This is a genomic window from Mangrovibacterium marinum, assembly GCF_003046625.1.
GTDB classification, from domain to species: domain Bacteria; phylum Bacteroidota; class Bacteroidia; order Bacteroidales; family Prolixibacteraceae; genus Mangrovibacterium; species Mangrovibacterium marinum.
Map to the genome: position 1 here is coordinate 183,950 of NZ_QAAD01000007.1, position 16,258 is coordinate 200,207.

Here is a 16,258-nt window from a genome sequence, read left to right on the forward strand (position 1 = left end):
CTGCGATCTTTTCAACTCAACGAATAATATAAAAATTGCAGGCACTATGATTTACATGGCAGACACAGCCGATATTGAGGCTCTGAAGCAGTTGTATGACTTCTTCCCGTTGGAAGGCGTCACAACCAATCCCACAATCCTGAAAAATTCAGGCAATAAGTTGTCGGTAGCAATCGACAGTATTCTGAAAATTATCGGACACGGAATGATTCATGTTCAGGTAATGAGCGAAGAAGCTGAAGACATTGTCCGCGAAGCAAAAACCTATAAAAGTTTTTTCGACGTAGGCGATAACTTTTATGCCAAAATTCCGGTTACTCCGCAAGGCTACAAAGCCATGTCAATCCTCAAGGATGCGGGGATTAATGTGACCGCAACGGCCATTTTTACGCAGCAGCAAGCACTGGTGTCAGCCAAGGCCGGAGCCGATTTTGTTGCTCCTTATGTTAGTCGTCTGGACAATATCTCGTCGCACGGTATCGAGGTTGTCCGCGATATTGTCAAAAATATGAACGACTTTAAGCTGCCGACAAAAGTTCTGGCTGCCAGCTTTAAAACGGTCGACCAAATTCACCGGGTAAGTATGTGTGGCTCGCAGTCGGCAACAATAGGTCCCGATTTGCTGATGCAGCTCATTAAGCACCCCATGACCGATATTAGTGTGAAGACCTTCCTCGAAGACGGGAAAGACTTATACGATATTTCGTTTTAAACGAAAAATACGCCAAAACAACAGATGAGGGCCTTGATGGCCCTCTCTTCGTTTAAATGAAGGGCTAACCTTTGCTGTGCCCGAGTTGTTGTTCTGATAGCGAGCATTTGTGGCTGGCTGAAGAGCAGGAGGTAAACTCCTGTAATATTTCTGAAAAGCATGAAAGACTTGCGTTTTTTCTATTCCTTTGTAAGAGAATGGATTTTCGGGAGTGGCGAGATTATTTGGCATTTGAATTTTTGAGAATGATGACGATCGAAAAACGATATTCTGCTTCGGCGACTTGTGGCTGCCTTCGAAAGCTTGCGATGCTGATGTGGGGCCTACTGCTGTCGGCCGGTTTTGCTTTTGCACAGGTTGCGGATGGCAGTATGCCGGCCTCTTTTAGTGGAACACTGAAAACGGCAACCATTATTCCTGTTGGCAAGCTTCAGCCCGTTGATGCTGCTCGTTTGCAGGCTATCGACGAACAGGAAGGCGTGAATAACCGGTATGGCGTGCTGCAAACCATGAACATAAACTTATGCGAGAAAGCCTTGCGCAGCCAAGTTGGTACGATGAATGTGTGGCGATACAGGCTTTCCGGGAGCGGTGTGTATGCTTTGGGGTTGAATTTCTCAATCTTCGACATTCCCGAAGGAGCCGCTCTCTATGTTTATTCGGCCGACGGAAAGCTGATCCGGGGCGGTTTCACCAGCCGAAACAGCAAACCCAACGGTGGCTTGACGCTGGCTGATTTTCCGGACGACGAACTGATTATCGAGTATAACGAGCCTGTTGATGCAGCCTTCCACGGTGGCGTTATTTTGGGCTCGGTGTCGTCGGCCTATGTTGAGCTATCAACGAAAGCGAGCAACCGGATTCAGATTAACTGTGTGGAAGGAGAAGACTGGCAAGCCCACAAACGGGCGGTGTGCCTCATTACTTTTAACGACGGCCAGAACAGTTATTATTGTACCGGTTTTCTGGTGAATAATGTCAACGAAGATGGAACTCCGTTCTTTTTAACCGCCCGGCATTGTATCAGTTCGGCAGCCGAAGCATCAACATTGGTGGCTTATTTCAATTACGAAAATTCGAGCTGTACGGCAGATGATGCCTCCCGAGAGCAGACCGTTTCCGGAGCCTCCCTGTTGGCCTCCGGTTCAGCATCCGACTTTACCTTAGTGCGCCTCGACGAAGAAATTCCCCAAGAATATGAGCCCTTCTTTGCCGGATGGGATGCAAGCGACAATAACCCGCAGAGTGGTACTTGTATTCATCACCCGAACGGCGCTCCCAAAAGCTTAGCGCAGGACAACGATGAGGTGTTTAGTAACGATACGCCCATTATCTGGGAGCAAAATGAAGGGATATCTGAAGTCGATTCGCACTGGGAGGTTTTTTACGATGTTGGTTCTGACGAGAACGGGTCGTCGGGCGCTCCTTTGTTTGATCACAATAAACGGGTGGTCGGACAATTGCACGGAGGCGATAATTCGACCTCCTTGTTTGGGAAGTTTTCCTGGTCGTGGGATCGGCGTGCCGGAGCTTCGTCGCAGCTCAAATACTGGCTCGATCCGGATAATACGGGTGTTGTGCAAATGGATGGATTCGACTCGACCGCCAAGCCGATCGCTGCCTTTAGCCCCAACGATTCAATTCTTTGTTTGAGCGAAATCCTGATGTTGAATGACCAAACCAAATACGCCCCGCAAAGCTGGGAGTGGAGTATTAGTCCGGCTACTTATAGCTATGTGAACGGAACAGATGAACATTCTCAGAATCCGCAGGTTCTGTTTACCGCCGAAGGAAGTTACACCATCTCGTTAATTACAGCCAATGACAACGGCACCGACCAGCTGACCCGCGACGCGGCAGTGTCGGTATTTGCCCAACTACCGGTAGCCCTCGCCGGACTGCCCGATGAGATGACCATTTGCGGCAGGGAGCTGGATAATTACGAGTTTTGGGCTGAAGGAGCTTCCGATTTTTCCTTCGAGATCACGGCAGCCGAAAAATTCACCACATCGGTGCAGGGCCAATTGCTAACGGTTGGCTTAACCGATGAAGCCCGTCAGGAAGGATCGTTCGATACTTATGTGAAAGTTACGGGCACGCAGGGAGCTTGCTCCAGCGCCGACAGTGTGCTGATTCATGTCATTATTCCGGCTAACGACAACATAGCCCAGGCAATTGGATTGAACCTGGGCTATAACGGTTTGTTTTCCAACGACTGTGCCAGTATCCAGGATCGGGAGCCCGGTCCAGGAACAGCTGAAGATCCGGAGAACTCGGTTTGGTTTTATTTTGAGGGACCTTCCAGCGAGCAACTCACGGTGCAGGTCGATGGTATCGACTCCGAAATTGCTGTTTACCGTGCAGCGACTCCCGTTTATTTATTGTCGGGCAGCGAAGCATCGTACCTCAGGGTGGCCTCTGCTTCAGGAAGTGGCCTTGCTGTGATGCCGGATCTCGATCTGGTGGCCGGAGGCAAGTACTGGCTACAGGTTGATGGAATAAATGGGGACGAGGGGGAGATGTCCATCCAGCTTTTGTCCAATACCATTGAAGTATATCCCAATCCGTCCACGGGAATCTTTCATTTAACGGTGGCCAGTGTGTTGGATGGCGATGCTGAGATGGCGGTTTACAATTCGAAAGGACAGCAGGTGTATGCCGGAAACGGACTGTTTAATCAGCAGGCCAATACGGTCGATTTCGACCTGTCGGGCAATCCGGCTGGTTTGTATTATTTCCGGGCTATGATCAACGGAGCCCTTATGACAAAAATACTTGTTCTTGTAAAATAGTTGCTTTAGGCGCGCCAACGCTTGCCGGAAGTCCAAATGAGACAACCGTGCCTTTCCCTAACGTTGATTCGATTCGGATAAAACCACCTTGTTTTTCAATCAGCTCCTTGCAAAGAATCAGCCCCAGGCCACTACCCGACTCGCTGTTGGTTCCCAGTGTCGATTTATTGGGATTGAAGTTGAAAATTGTCTTCAGTTTTTCCGGATCAATGCCAATGCCGTTGTCACTAACCGAAATAAGAAGGAAGGGCTGGTTGTTCTCTAAATGCTGATCGCAGCGTATTTGTATTTCCCCGTTATGTAAGGTAAATTTGAGGGCATTCGAAATCAGGTTTCGGATAACAGTCAGGGTTACATATTGATCACAAATCGCATAGCTTTCGAGCGATAACGCATTGATGATCTGAATGTTTTTTAATTCAGAATGCACCAGCTGCGAATCAATGGCATCGTCAACCAGATCATAGAGCGAATGGCTCTGGAGGTTCAGCCGGAGTGATTTGCGCTGGTTGTGGGACCAGCTAAGCAGGTTCTCCAATAAATCGTAAAGATTGGAGCTGGCCAAGTGGATGGACGAGAGCATTTGTTTGGTCGTTTCGGGATCATTCTTCCCGAAATTATGCAACAGCATTCCGGTAAGCATTTTAAAACTTCCCACGGGGCTGCGCAGGTCGTGGGCGATAATCGAAAAGAATTGATCCTTGACATCATTCATCTCCTGAACTTCGTTGGCTGAGTTTTTAAAACGCTCCTCGCTGCGCTTTTGCTGCGTAATATCGTAGGCACTAAAAACAGCCCGATTGGGCGATTGGTAAACTAATTGGCCATGGTAGAAGTAGGTTTGGTCTTCCAGGCTAATTGAGTAATCCCAATTCACGGTCTCCCGGCTTTGGAAGCAACGATCTGCGTGTTCCTCAATTGTTGGGCTATGTTTGTGCTTAAAAAACTGCAGAGGAGAATCCCCTTGGCAGGGCTGCCTGCCTGCCAGAAGTAGCTTATGATCGCATTGGACAATCTGAACAACTTGTTTCTTGTTGTTGATGACGGCAATAACTGCGTTTACCGCGCTAAGGGTGGTTTTATTCTCTTTGCGTATTGATCGGATCTTTTGCCCTAGCCCCAAGGTCGTTCCAAACAAAATAGCGATGATTATCGCTGCAATTGTCAGTAGGTCGAACGGGATTTTTTCGCCATTGGCGATGAGGCCGGATGGGGCGAACTGTGCGATGGCCAGTAGTGCACAAAGCCCGAACAATAGCGCGCAACAAGCGGGTATCAGATTTTTAAGCGTTATTTGTTTTGAGGTGAAAATCATAATCCCGTCGGGCTTTAACAAGGTGCACTAAAAATAAGAAAAGTTGATTAGATAATTGAATACCTGATCAACTTTTCCAATAAAATGGTTCGGTAAAACCGGTTTCTTCCGGTTATTTTACCAATTTCGAAATAGCCTTAAATTCAGCGGCTGATGCACTTCTTGTTAATTCAAACAGAATCGATTCATAGGAAGTCATCATAATTCCTTCGTGACGGAAGCGCTCAGCGGCCAGGTCAACATTGTCGAACGAACGCGAAGACACACAGTCCATAACAACAACCGGGTTTAGTCCGGCTTCCTTCAGGTCGATGGCTGTTTGCAAGACACATACGTGACATTCAATGCCGGCAATAATCACATTGTTAGCTCCGGTTTTTTCAAAAGCTTTGGCAAATTCAGTTTCGTCGCAACAGCTGAAATCTTTCTTTTCAATGGGGCTGAAGTCTTTGATGATGCTGCTGATTGGTTCAACAGTTTCACCCAATCCTTTGGTATATTGCTGTGTGGCTAAAATCGGAACATTCAGTTCCTGAAGGCCGTTGATCAGCGTCTGAACATTCTCCAGTAAAGCTTCCGATTCTTCCATCGCCGGAAGTAAACGTTCCTGCATATCAATGATCAGTCCGACCGTGTTTTCTTTGTTAATTCTCATGACGTATAAATTTTGATCTAAAAATATCCTTATTCGTTCGGCTTTGCTATTTGCATTGTGCGAAACCGCAAACTGTCGCCGAATTTTTAAAATAGCTTAACAAAAGCGACCGGGGCTTTTATTTGTTTGGCTGTTTGGCTTGACGGCGCGACTTATCGCCCAAATAGCCGCCGTGGTGCCGTTTGGCATAATCGGCATTGGTGAAGCCAATTTGCTTCATCATTAGCACAACCAAAATATCGCCAATAACAGTCATGGTTGTTGTAGAAGTACTGGGCGTCAATCCCAGGGTACATACTTCGGCCGGATTGCCGGTAAACAAAGTCACATCGGCTGTTTGGCAGAGCTCTCCCTCCGGATTGCCGGTGATCACGATAATGGGCAGGTCCGGATGTAAGTTGTCGGCCAGGTCAACCAACTCCAGAATCTCACGGGTTTTTCCCGAGTTGGAAATCAGCAGCAAAACATCGTTGGGTTGAATAACCCCCAGGTCGCCGTGCTGAGCATCGCTGGGATGCAGAAAAACGGCCGGTGTGCCTGTCGAACTGAAAGTGGTCGCAATATTCAGTGCAATCTGGCCGGCTTTACCCATTCCGCTGGCTACCAATTTGCCTTTTAGTTGATGTACCCGGTGCTCAATAAGTTCAATGGCTTTTTCGTATTGGTCGCTTACCGGAATATTCTGAATAGCATCAGCTTCATGCTTGATTAATCTGGCTACTTCGTTAATCATGGTTTTTGTGGATTTAGATGAAGCTGCAAAGCTATATCAAATTTTAGTCCTGGCAAGGAAATAAATCAGCTTTGGACTTAGCCCGGATAGGAGCGTATCGGTTTTTGGCCGGAAAACAAAAACAGCAGCAAACAAATCAGTATGGCTCGTGTTGATATGTTTTAAAATAGCCCTTCGGCCGTGTTTGTTTTGCCGCTGATTGGCAGATATTTGATAAATTTAGAATCCTTATAACTAAACATTAAAATTAATTACCAGACTATGAAAATACACGAGTACCAAGCCCGGGACCTCTTCTTCAAGTACGGCATCCCGGTTCCCAATCATGTTCTTTGTCATACGGTCAAGGAGGTTGAACAGGCGATGGACAAGATCGATCACCTGGTTGTTGTCAAAGCCCAGGTGTTAGTGGGGGGCCGTGGCAAGGCCGGCGGCGTTAAGCTGGCTAAAAATAAGGCCGAAGCGGTGCAGGCTGCCAAACAGATTCTGGGGATGGATATCAAAGGGTGCACGGTTGAGAAAATCATCATTGCCGATGCCGCCGATATCGCCAAAGAGTACTACGTTGGCCTGATCAACGACCGAAACTCCAAGTCGGTCACGCTCATGGTTAGTGCCGAAGGAGGGGTTGAAATTGAGGAAGTTGCCAAGACAAATCCCGAGTTGATTCACAAGTTTCACATCAATCCGCAAACCGGCTTGCTGGATTTTCAGGCCCGCAATATGGCCATGAAACTGTTTAAGGATGTGAAGCTGGCCCGTAAAGCAGCCGACATCTTTCAGAAGTTGTACCGGATTTTCCTGGATACCGACTCAACTCTGGCCGAAATCAACCCGATGGTGCTAACACCCGATAATGAAATTCTGGCGATCGACGGTAAAATGAACTTCGACGACAATGCCCTGTATCGTCAGCCCGAGCTGCTGGCCATCCGCGAGGTTGACGAAGACGAACAGAAGGAGATTGATGCCAAGGAAAAAGGACTTTCGTACATTAAGCTCGATGGAAATATTGGCTGCATGGTCAATGGTGCCGGCCTGGCCATGGCAACCATGGATATGATCAAGCTGTATGGCGGTAACCCGGCCAACTTCCTGGATATTGGCGGTAGCTCGAACCCGCAGAAAGTGGTTGATGCCATGAATATCCTGCTTTCGGATAAGAACGTTGAGGCGGTGATGATCAACATTTTTGGCGGAATTACTCGCTGCGACGATGTGGCTCGTGGATTAATCACAGCCCTGGAAACCATAAAAACGGAGATTCCGATTGTTGTGCGCTTATCGGGAACAAATGCTGCCGAAGGGCTGGCCCTGATCAAACAAACGGGCTTGCCGACGGTAAGCACAATGAGCGAAGCCGCACAAAAAGCAATTGAGTTGAGCAAACGCTAATTAATCATCATCAATAAAAATCACACCCAATGAGTATACTCGTTAATAAAGATACAAAACTGGTGGTACAAGGAATCACCGGACGTGATGGCCAGTTCCATGCAGGCCGAATGAAAGCTTACGGTACACAGGTTGTTGCCGGTACATCTCCTGGAAAAGAAGGAACTACCGTGGATGGCGTTCCCGTTTTCGATACCGTTGAACAAGCGGTAAAAGCCACCGGTGCCAATGCTTCGATTATTTTTGTTCCGGCGCCTTTTGCTGCCGATGCAATTTTGGAAGCATCTTACGCCGGAGTGGACTTGGTTATTGCCATTTCGGAAGGTGTGCCTATTCTGGATATGATCCGGGTGACACCCATTCTGCAGCAAAACGGCACGAAGCTAATCGGCCCCAACTGCCCGGGCTTGATCACCCCCGACGAAGCGTTGATTGGTATTTTGCCCGGCATGATTTTCAAAAAAGGGCATATCGGTTTGATGTCGCGCAGCGGCACGCTTACCTACGAGGTGGTGAATATGCTGACCGAGAATGATATGGGACAAAGTACCGTTGTGGGGATTGGTGGCGACCCGGTTGCCGGTTTATATTACATCGATTTGTTGGAAATGTATCAGAACGATCCGGAAACCGAGGCCATTGTGTTGATTGGCGAAATTGGCGGTGATGCCGAAGAGCAGGCTGCCGAGTACATTGCCAAGCATATTACCAAGCCTGTTGTGTCGTTTATTGCGGGGCAAACAGCGCCTCCCGGAAAACGAATGGGGCACGCCGGAGCGATTATCTCAAGTGGCTCGGGAACTGCCGAAGAAAAGATCAAAGCCTTCGCCAGGGCAGGTGTTCCCGTAGCGAAGGAACCTTCGGAAATACCCGCGCTGTTGAAGGAAAAGCTAGCAGCTGTTTAGCCGAACAGCGAAAACCGACGGTCTGAAATATTGAAAATCCTGCCCTTTGCAGGATTTTTTTTTGACTCCACTGGTAATTCAGCCTAAAAATTAAGCGATTTACCTTAATTTTAGTTCATATTATTGATTGAATGGTAAAGGAAAAACAAGGCTCCGTCCCCGGGAATAAGTATCACTTTGTTGAGCAACAGTTGCTCGATTCGCTTGCTTTTGAGAAGCAATTGCTCGATTTGCTTAGCAATAAAATAGCACAAATTGACGAAGAAGGGGCTTATACGGGCTACACTGCGGCATTGTCTGATCTGCTGTCCTGCAACTTACAGGAAGAGCACATCAGTTCGTTTTTGCCGACCCACAACGACTTAACGGATTTGCATGCTTTGCTGGAAACTTTCGATGAGCTGCATGTTGCCGAGCAGGCTGCGGAGCGTTTTCACAGCCAGCCCGGGGATGCTGCGGGCATCCGTTTGCAAAAGCTCGGTAAACGACTAGCTCTAAAGTTGGGCTGGGGCATGCAGTGGTGCGCGAACCTCCTCCGCACTAAAAAGAAGGCAAAACGCTATTGGAAGCATCAAATACCACGGGCACGGCTGGCTGAATATGTCTATGTCATCGGTTTTTGCGAGCTGTTACAACCTTTTTATGCGGATTTTTTGAAGGATCGGGAACAGCGAATCCGGCAGTTTTATCTGTTGGATCGCGAAATTGAACAGTACCGGCTCCGGGGAGGCGAAAAAAGCGACTGGTCCCTTCGTTTGGCGGATATTGAAGATAGTTTAGAAGAGCGTATGACCCTTTTAAAACAGTTTTTTGCCGGTATCGACGAGCAACTGGACGAGCAATTCATACGACTTAGTGAGAAAGCCGGCACTATCGAGTTTTCGAATAAGCGTATTTCAGCAAAAAAGATTGCCCGTGGAAAAGCAAAGGTGTTTAAGCAGCTCGATGGACTGTTGGAAGCTGAGCTGCTGGTGTTTTTTGCCATTGGCGAACACTGGCGCCTGAAACTGCAAAACAGAAGTCTCATCTTCCGTTTCAACGAGCAATCGGCAGAGAACGCTTCGGTGCTGCTCGAGCAAATCAATCAGACTTTGAAGCCGGCTTTCATCCTGCTCAAAAAAGAACTGTCGGGTTTTGCGTCGGTCGATAAACAGCAATGGGCGCCGGAGAAACTGGAGACTGTTAACGAATATGTAGAAAAGCAGATTCCCGGCTTGGTGCAGCTGGTTTATCAGGCTCGCCTGGTGAATGTGTTCGATCGTCCGCTGGTGCAGCTGGAAGAGGCCGTGGGGAAAAGCGCTGAAATGTACCAGTTTGCAGCTCCTGCTTTTGCTGCTAAGCCGGTAAGCCGGAAGTTGTTTCACAAAATTGCCACCCGGGAGTTGATTCGCGGAGGGATTTTAGAGCCTCTGAAGCAGGAGTTTGATAGCGAACGTAAAAAGTTGCTTGTCCTGGTGCAGAAGTTAACCACCAACCTGGAGGAAATTCGCTATACGACAAACTACAGTGTCGACTTTTATCGCTCGCAGCAGGGAACCGAGGAGGCGGCCGGCGAGTTGAAGGCTGGCTTGGAGCGAACGGTTAAAAAGGCTGATGAGATGATGGCTTACCTGGCGGCAATGGCTCAGTTGGTCGAAGCTGTCTTTCAGCAGCAGGGCAAATTATTTACCGAGCAGCTGATCCAATATTTCGAACCTCAGCATTTGCAGCGTACCGAAAAGAAGAATCTGCGCCGCGAAGCTGCTGCCCGCCGCAAGGCACTTATGCAACAGTATTTCAAAAAGTCAGTGTCCCTGGCCAAACACTATTTTCACCTGCTGAAGAGCTTACACTCGGCTTTCTATCACCGGTATTTCAACCTGAAAAGCTTACTGGGCATTTCCTATGTGAGCGAACCCATAAGTACTGAGCTTTCCAATTATTTGTCCGAAACAAAGCAGGCTATCGCACGGCTACCGCTGATGTATCAAAAGCTGTACGAGAATGTGCCGCTGACAGAAGATCGTTTCTACACTCCGCGCAGACCCGAAATGCAACAGCTGAACGCGGCCTTTGCCAATTGGCAGGACGGACGCTTTTCGCCGGTTTGCCTGGTGGGCGAGCAGGGCAGTGGCACAACTACGCTGTTCAATTTCTTCGAGCAGTCAATTGCGGCAAAGTATCCAACCATCCGCCTGGTCTTGAACGAGAATCAGGTGGAAGATCACCGGTTGTTCGAGTTGTTGCGCACGCTCTCCAATCACACGGTGGTGACCGACATTGATGAGTTAATTGATCAGGTCAACCGCAGCAACGAGCGAAGGGTGGTATTTCTGGAAAATATTCACAATTTGTTTTTGCGCAACAGCGGCGATTTTGGCAACCTGTTTTTACTGTTTAAGCTCATCAGTCAAACCAATCAGCAAATATTTTGGGTGACCAGCTGTTATCTGTACAGTTGGAAATTGTTGAATTACACCAATTCCATCGCGGCTTATTTTGCGCACATTATTGAGTTTTCGCCCTTTTCGTCCGATCAAATTCGCGATCTGATCCTGAAAAGACATCAACTCAGTGGGTTTTCTCTGCGCTTTCTCGAGCCCGAAGGCTTCAGCCCCAAGCGGAATTTCCTGAAAATGGACGACGAACAGCAACAAGCGTTCCTGAAAGATGTTTTCTTCGAGGAACTGGGTGCCTACGCGCAGAGCAATCTTCGCCTGGCCTTCATCTATTGGTTGCGGGCAATCAGTCAGGTTGAAAATGGCGAAATCAGCATCCGCACCAAACGAATCGACTTCAGCTTTCTGAACTCGCTTAAGACTCCTGAGTTAACAACCTTGCACAGCATCCTGATTCATGGTGGCTTGGGCCAGAAAGAGCACAGCCGTATTTTCAGGTGCAGTACCGAGGCTAGTTTTCGAAGCCTAATGGTGCTCACCGATGATGGCTTGCTGGAAAAGCAAGGGGCCATTTACCGGATTAATCCACTGGTGTACCGGGTGCTGGTTAGCCAGCTGAAATCGTTGAATTTTATCTACTAGATTATGCAAAAACGAATGTATAAATTAATGGTATTGCTGGTGTTGGGCATGACTTTGTCGCTATCGCTTGCAGCAGCCGATACCACCCGGATTGAACAGCTGAACCCGCTTACCGAGCTTCAGCAGGACTCAACTTTCGCAATGGCCGACACGCTGAGCACGAGCGATGAAGCGAAATCGACCGACAACGCAATTAAAAAGACAATTAAGACCATTCCGTCGGTGGAGCTGCGCGAGATATTCTCCTTTACCAAATTGTTTTGGGCGGTGGTTTTCTTTTTAATCGGCTACTTTGTTATTCGTTTTATCGGGAAAAGTATTGAAGCCTGGTCGGAAAAAAATGCTGAACGGCGCATTCGGGGCAAGGCCATCCTGCCGGTTGTGAAAATCGTTAGCTGGCTCATTGTTAGTTATATTATCATTCGTGGTATTTTTAACCCTTCGCCCGAGTCGCTGATTGCTTTCGGAGCGTCGGTTGGGGTGGCCGTGGGCTTTGCCGCGCAGGATTTGTTGAAGAATATTTTCGGGGGTTTTGTGATTCTGATAGACCGCCCCTTTAAAGTGGGCGACAAGATTGAAGTAGGCAGTGTTTACGGCGAAGTGCTGGATATGTCGCTGCGCTCGACCCGCATTCAAACGCCCGACGACTCGATGGTTACCCTGCCCAATGGCGAGCTGCTCAATCAACCCATCTCGAACTCCAACTCGGGCGAATCCAATTGCCAGGTGGTGGCCGAAATTTACCTGCCCATTACCATCGATACCGTTAAGGTGCGCCAAATAGCCATTGAGGCCGCGCAAACTTCCCGCTTTGTCTATCTGGCCAAGCCCATTGCGGTGGTCTTTTTCAACGAGATTAAACACGATAAGCTGTGTTATAAAATGCGCCTCAAGGCGTATGTGATGGACATCCGTTACGAGTTCGTTTTTAAAAGCGAGATGACCGAAATCGTGATCAGCGACCTGTTGAAAGCCGGCTTGCTCGACCCTGCAATTTCGATTTAAACGCTACCTGGGCCCGATTGTGGCCAACGAGCTTAGGGGATGGTCATTCTCCCTAAGCGGGACGATTAGGCTCGTCTACCTCGTCCGCGGTACATATAGTAAGTCATGACCAGCTCCAGGGCCCGTTTGATGGCTTGATTAATTGGCATGGCTTCGTTGCCCAGTTTAAAATCAATGGCGGCCAGCTGCATATAATAGTCGGCCATGACCGGCGCTTTGGCCAGTAGTTTGGGCGGCAAGAGTGCTGCCGTTGGGCTTTGCTTGATGGTTTTACAGCTCACCAGCCGGTTGTGTCCTTGCTTGTCGTGGTTGGTGGCATAGCCAAACAGCCGACAGATTAAGCCGCGATAAGCATATTCCGAACAAGCCCCGGCTGCCCCCAAAGGTGAAAAATTAATGCACAGTGTATTGGCGGGCAGCTTCTCCAACTGATCGTAAAACAACTCTGCTTTTCCGGTTTTATAAAGATGGTAGGCCAAGGGCAGAAACTCGAGCGGGCTGGCCGAAATATCGGTTTTCAGGCAACAATGGTGACAGTTGGCGACACAGGTCAGGCCACTCTTATGGCTAAATTTTTCGGCGTGCAAAGCCGCATTTTTCAATACTTTTTGCACGCGTTGTACTTTTCGATACATAGAAAATACGCACAAATTAAATCGATAAACATAAAATGTAAGGGACGCATACTCCGGGACGGACATCCGCGGATGTTGGGCGTAAAGCTACGAATTAGTCGAATCCGTTATGCTGCATGAGGTGAAAATTATCATCATCGTTTTACCTTAAAATTGAAAGTAGATAAACTGCTGAATGTCGGATTGCGAAACCGCCTGAATGAGCAGGATTATGAACACGCAAAGGATCAGCTGCACCGCCATATTCTGTCGGATAAACCATCCCCTGATTTTTTCTTTTTGATGAAACGGAAACCAGATCAGCAGAAAACCCAGCAGCAGAATGCCGCATACCGGCAAATACGACCACAGTCCTTCGCTGGTGGTTCGGGGCACAAAATGATGCTTTATTTGGTAAAACAGATGGTAGATTTTCTCTTGATTTTCGCCCCGAAAAAAGACCCAGCCAAAGCTGACCAGCTGGAAGGTGAAGAAGATGGAAACGAATTTGCCGATTCCCCCGGTGTTGGGCTTCAGCAGCCTTAACTGACGGAACAGTTTCTCCAAGGCCAGGCCAATCCCGTGAATTCCTCCCCAGATGATAAAATGCCAGCTTGCCCCGTGCCACAGTCCTCCCAGAAGCATGGTGATAAGCAGGTTGCTGTACATCCGAAGCTTGCTCTTTCGGTTTCCGCCCAGCGGGATGTAAAGGTAGTCGCGCAGCCACAGCGACAGAGAAATGTGCCAGCGGCGCCAGAAATCGGTTAGCCCCCGGGCACAATACGGAGCATTGAAATTCACCGGTATTTTGTAGCCCAAAAGCAGGGCCAGCCCAATGGCAATGTCGGTATACCCCGAAAAGTCGCAATAAATTTGCACCGAATAGCTGTAAATAGCTGCCAGGTTTTCCAGCCCCGAGTAGGAGCCGGGAGCATCGAACACCCGATCAACCAGGTTGAGAGCCAGAAAATCGGCAATGACCAGTTTCTTGAACAGTCCCTTCAAAATCAGAAAGACAGCATGGCTTAGTTCTTCGCGGCTCAGCCGATATTTTTGATACAGCTGCGGGATGAAGGATGCTGCCCGCACAATGGGGCCGGCAACCAGTTGCGGGAAAAAGCTGAGGTAGAAGCAGAAATCGACCGGATTTTTCACGACCGCAACTTTGTTGGTTCGCAGGTCGGCCAGGTAACTGATGGCCTGAAAAGTATAGAATGAAATGCCAATAGGCAGTACAATGCTGTGCACATCGGCCATCCCCGACGAGACTTGATTGAGCAGCCAGCCCAACCAGTTAAAAACAGTATAGTTGGTTCCGAAAAAGTGGTTGACGCTTTCGGTAAAGAAATAGCTGTACTTGAAGTAAGCAAGAACAAGCAGGTTGAAGCTCACCGCAGCAATTATCCATAGTTTTGTTCGTCGAAAACGGTGGATCAGCAAGCCAAAGCCGTAATTGGCCAGGCAGGAGAAAAGCAGAAGCGAAAGAAAAGCGCCATTGATTTGGTAGTAAACATACCAGCTGACAAGTAGCAGATAGCTGTTCCGGAGCAAACTCTTTTGGTAGAAAAAGCTGTACAGCCCCAGGATGATGGCAAAGGCAAGCCAAAAGGCGATGCCGGTGTAGAACAGCGGCTTGTTTTCGTTATAATGCAGCAGCTGGTCGGCGATGTTTTTCAGTTGTTCGTCCATGCCAGTTGCTGCTGGTTGTCAAACTCGCTGATAAGTAAACGGGCGATTTCGTTGCCAATTTTTTCTCCACCGCGTTGCGAAAAATGAATATAGTCTTTTCGGCCCAGGGGAGGCTCGCTGTTTACCCATCTTATCATGCTGCCCGATCCGCCCATGAAGGCTTCCAGATCCCAGAACAGGCACTGGTTGGCTTGGGCTACGGCACGCTGTACTTGCTTAATTTGGGCAATGTTGGCATACGACCGAAACTCGCCGTTCTCGCGCTTAGCCATATCGGAAACCCCAACGATGATGATGGGTGTGTGTGGGCACAGCTCGCGGATAATTTGTACCTGATCGCTTAGATGTCGTCCGAAAGAGCGGTTTGTGGCGGTGAAGTAGGGCACCACATTCACCCCGAACTGAAGAATAAACAAATCCGGAGTCAGCTGATCCATCATGGCTTTCAGTTCTGCTTTGTTTCCCTTGCTGAACGGGGGAAATGCCTGTCCGCGCAAAGCAATATTGTCGACAAAAACGCCCCATGGACTATCCAGCGACAGGCCGGCAATCCACAAGCTGTCCTTCGCGGTAAATTGGATGGTCAGTTCCTTCGGCGTTTGGTCAAAGTCAAGTTCGATGTTGCTTGTTGCCAGAGTCGGAGCGCTCTGTTTTTCAAAAACGGGCCGGGCGGCATTGCTGCACGAAATACGAACCGAATCGTTGGCATAGTAGAACAACCGCACTTGCTGGTAGTCGGACTGCGGGTTGAGGAACTTCAGCCGATTGATGCGGAACCAGCAGTCGTGTTGCTGGGGGGCCAGTGCCAGGCTATTTTGGAACAGCACGCTTTTGTTGCGCTGTCCCATGGCTTTTATCGGAATCATTTTCCAATTATCCGAAGTGGTCATGATCAGCTGATGAGCCGGATTGTAGTAGGGGGCTCCGGCAATCAGCCCGGGGCCGTGACCACCGTAGTGCTGTTGTAGTTTTTGGCGCAGGGCCGATGTAATTTGGTCTCCTTCAATTTGCGAGTCGCCGTAGTAGATAATCCGCACTTGCTCTTTGTTCGATGACAGTTGCCCCAGCTTGTGAGCCAGCGCAGCGAGTCGGATGCTGTCGGTTGCTGCATATTCCAGCTCCGATGTGTAAGTTGCCGGCAGTTGCGGCTTAAGGGCAGGGCCCGGCAGCAGGCTGTCAGCCTCGTTTGCCCCCGCCGGAGCAACTGCTGTGTCGGGAATCAGCTTTCCCGGCGGGCTGGTTTGCTGGAGGGGCGTTGATACGGCGTGAGTGAGTTGCGGAACGGGCGTGAGCACAAACTTTTCTTCCTGGTTTGCCTGCATACGATACAAGGAAACCAGGAAGAGTAAAATAAGTACTGAGCTAAGGAAGAGAAAGGCCCGAAATGGTTTCATACTCAATCATTCAACTTGGCTAAATGTAG

General features: G+C 48.8%; 12 protein-coding genes. 6 read left to right on the forward strand and 6 right to left on the reverse strand.

The window, feature by feature from the left end; genetic code table 11:
• Positions 1–46: 46 nt before the first annotated feature.
• Both C8N47_RS08835 and C8N47_RS08840 read left to right on the forward strand, forming a co-directional pair.
• The gene (locus C8N47_RS08835) at positions 47–712 is read left to right on the forward strand and encodes a transaldolase family protein (RefSeq protein WP_107822181.1); all 666 of its coding nucleotides are present in this window, start codon (positions 47–49) and stop codon (positions 710–712) included.
• Positions 713–957: 245 nt separating this feature from the next.
• Positions 958–3,504 carry a trypsin-like peptidase domain-containing protein gene (locus tag C8N47_RS08840; RefSeq protein ID WP_170111342.1) on the forward strand — a complete coding sequence of 849 codons (2,547 nt, stop codon included), beginning with the start codon at positions 958–960 and terminating at the stop codon, positions 3,502–3,504.
• On the opposite strand, the gene C8N47_RS08845 is transcribed toward C8N47_RS08840, so the two are convergent.
• The 3 genes from C8N47_RS08845 to C8N47_RS08855 form a co-directional block, all read right to left on the reverse strand.
• Positions 3,473–4,819: a sensor histidine kinase gene (locus C8N47_RS08845; RefSeq protein ID WP_107822183.1), complete on the reverse strand. Its 1,347-nt coding sequence runs from the start codon at positions 4,817–4,819 to the stop codon at positions 3,473–3,475. The genes C8N47_RS08840 and C8N47_RS08845 overlap by 32 nt on opposite strands.
• Positions 4,820–4,931: 112 nt before the next feature.
• A complete protein-coding gene (locus C8N47_RS08850; RefSeq protein ID WP_107822184.1) occupies positions 4,932–5,474 on the reverse strand; it encodes a hydrolase in 543 nt (180 codons plus the stop codon).
• Positions 5,475–5,592: 118 nt separating this feature from the next.
• Positions 5,593–6,207 carry an SIS domain-containing protein gene (locus C8N47_RS08855; protein WP_107822185.1) on the reverse strand — a complete coding sequence of 205 codons (615 nt, stop codon included), beginning with the start codon at positions 6,205–6,207 and terminating at the stop codon, positions 5,593–5,595.
• A gap of 261 nt (positions 6,208–6,468) precedes the next feature.
• On the opposite strand from C8N47_RS08855, the gene sucC reads away from it, so the two are divergent.
• From sucC to C8N47_RS08875, 4 genes are all read left to right on the forward strand, one after another.
• Positions 6,469–7,602, forward strand: a complete 1,134-nt coding sequence (gene sucC, locus C8N47_RS08860) for an ADP-forming succinate--CoA ligase subunit beta (protein WP_107822186.1) — start codon at positions 6,469–6,471, stop codon at positions 7,600–7,602.
• 29 nt (positions 7,603–7,631) lie between these two features.
• Complete coding sequence (gene sucD, locus C8N47_RS08865) at positions 7,632–8,507, forward strand: succinate--CoA ligase subunit alpha (protein WP_107822187.1); 876 nt, start codon at positions 7,632–7,634, stop codon at positions 8,505–8,507.
• 131 nt (positions 8,508–8,638) lie between these two features.
• Positions 8,639–11,527, forward strand: coding sequence for a hypothetical protein (locus C8N47_RS08870; RefSeq protein ID WP_107822188.1), 2,889 nt, complete (start codon positions 8,639–8,641; stop codon positions 11,525–11,527).
• Between the two features lie 15 nt (positions 11,528–11,542).
• Positions 11,543–12,532: a mechanosensitive ion channel family protein gene (locus C8N47_RS08875; RefSeq protein ID WP_211316083.1), complete on the forward strand. Its 990-nt coding sequence runs from the start codon at positions 11,543–11,545 to the stop codon at positions 12,530–12,532.
• Positions 12,533–12,597: 65 nt separating this feature from the next.
• Here the strand turns inward: C8N47_RS08875 and C8N47_RS08880 are convergent, their stop codons facing one another.
• From C8N47_RS08880 to C8N47_RS08890, 3 genes are all read right to left on the reverse strand, one after another.
• Positions 12,598–13,167: a YkgJ family cysteine cluster protein gene (locus C8N47_RS08880; RefSeq protein ID WP_107822190.1), complete on the reverse strand. Its 570-nt coding sequence runs from the start codon at positions 13,165–13,167 to the stop codon at positions 12,598–12,600.
• Positions 13,168–13,314: 147 nt separating this feature from the next.
• Positions 13,315–14,835: an MBOAT family O-acyltransferase gene (locus C8N47_RS08885; protein ID WP_107822191.1), complete on the reverse strand. Its 1,521-nt coding sequence runs from the start codon at positions 14,833–14,835 to the stop codon at positions 13,315–13,317.
• Complete coding sequence (locus C8N47_RS08890; RefSeq protein ID WP_107822192.1) at positions 14,820–16,229, reverse strand: GDSL-type esterase/lipase family protein; 1,410 nt, start codon at positions 16,227–16,229, stop codon at positions 14,820–14,822. The genes C8N47_RS08885 and C8N47_RS08890 overlap by 16 nt, the downstream gene beginning before the upstream one ends.
• Between the last annotated feature and the right edge of the window lie 29 nt (positions 16,230–16,258).

What these genes read in the sequence shown, in the direction of transcription:
- C8N47_RS08845 (WP_107822183.1), bottom strand. Translation starts at nt 4,819, where the DNA reads ATGATTTTCACCTCAAAACAAATAACGCTTAAAAATCTGATACCCGCT.
- C8N47_RS08870 (WP_107822188.1), top strand. Translation starts at nt 8,639, where the DNA reads ATGGTAAAGGAAAAACAAGGCTCCGTCCCCGGGAATAAGTATCACTTT.
- sucC (WP_107822186.1), top strand. Translation starts at nt 6,469, where the DNA reads ATGAAAATACACGAGTACCAAGCCCGGGACCTCTTCTTCAAGTACGGC.
- C8N47_RS08835 (WP_107822181.1), top strand. Translation starts at nt 47, where the DNA reads ATGATTTACATGGCAGACACAGCCGATATTGAGGCTCTGAAGCAGTTG.
- C8N47_RS08880 (WP_107822190.1), bottom strand. Translation starts at nt 13,167, where the DNA reads ATGTATCGAAAAGTACAACGCGTGCAAAAAGTATTGAAAAATGCGGCT.
- C8N47_RS08840 (WP_170111342.1), top strand. Translation starts at nt 958, where the DNA reads ATGATGACGATCGAAAAACGATATTCTGCTTCGGCGACTTGTGGCTGC.
- C8N47_RS08875 (WP_211316083.1), top strand. Translation starts at nt 11,543, where the DNA reads ATGTATAAATTAATGGTATTGCTGGTGTTGGGCATGACTTTGTCGCTA.
- C8N47_RS08890 (WP_107822192.1), bottom strand. Translation starts at nt 16,229, where the DNA reads ATGAAACCATTTCGGGCCTTTCTCTTCCTTAGCTCAGTACTTATTTTA.
- C8N47_RS08885 (WP_107822191.1), bottom strand. Translation starts at nt 14,835, where the DNA reads ATGGACGAACAACTGAAAAACATCGCCGACCAGCTGCTGCATTATAAC.
- C8N47_RS08855 (WP_107822185.1), bottom strand. Translation starts at nt 6,207, where the DNA reads ATGATTAACGAAGTAGCCAGATTAATCAAGCATGAAGCTGATGCTATT.
- C8N47_RS08850 (WP_107822184.1), bottom strand. Translation starts at nt 5,474, where the DNA reads ATGAGAATTAACAAAGAAAACACGGTCGGACTGATCATTGATATGCAG.
- sucD (WP_107822187.1), top strand. Translation starts at nt 7,632, where the DNA reads ATGAGTATACTCGTTAATAAAGATACAAAACTGGTGGTACAAGGAATC.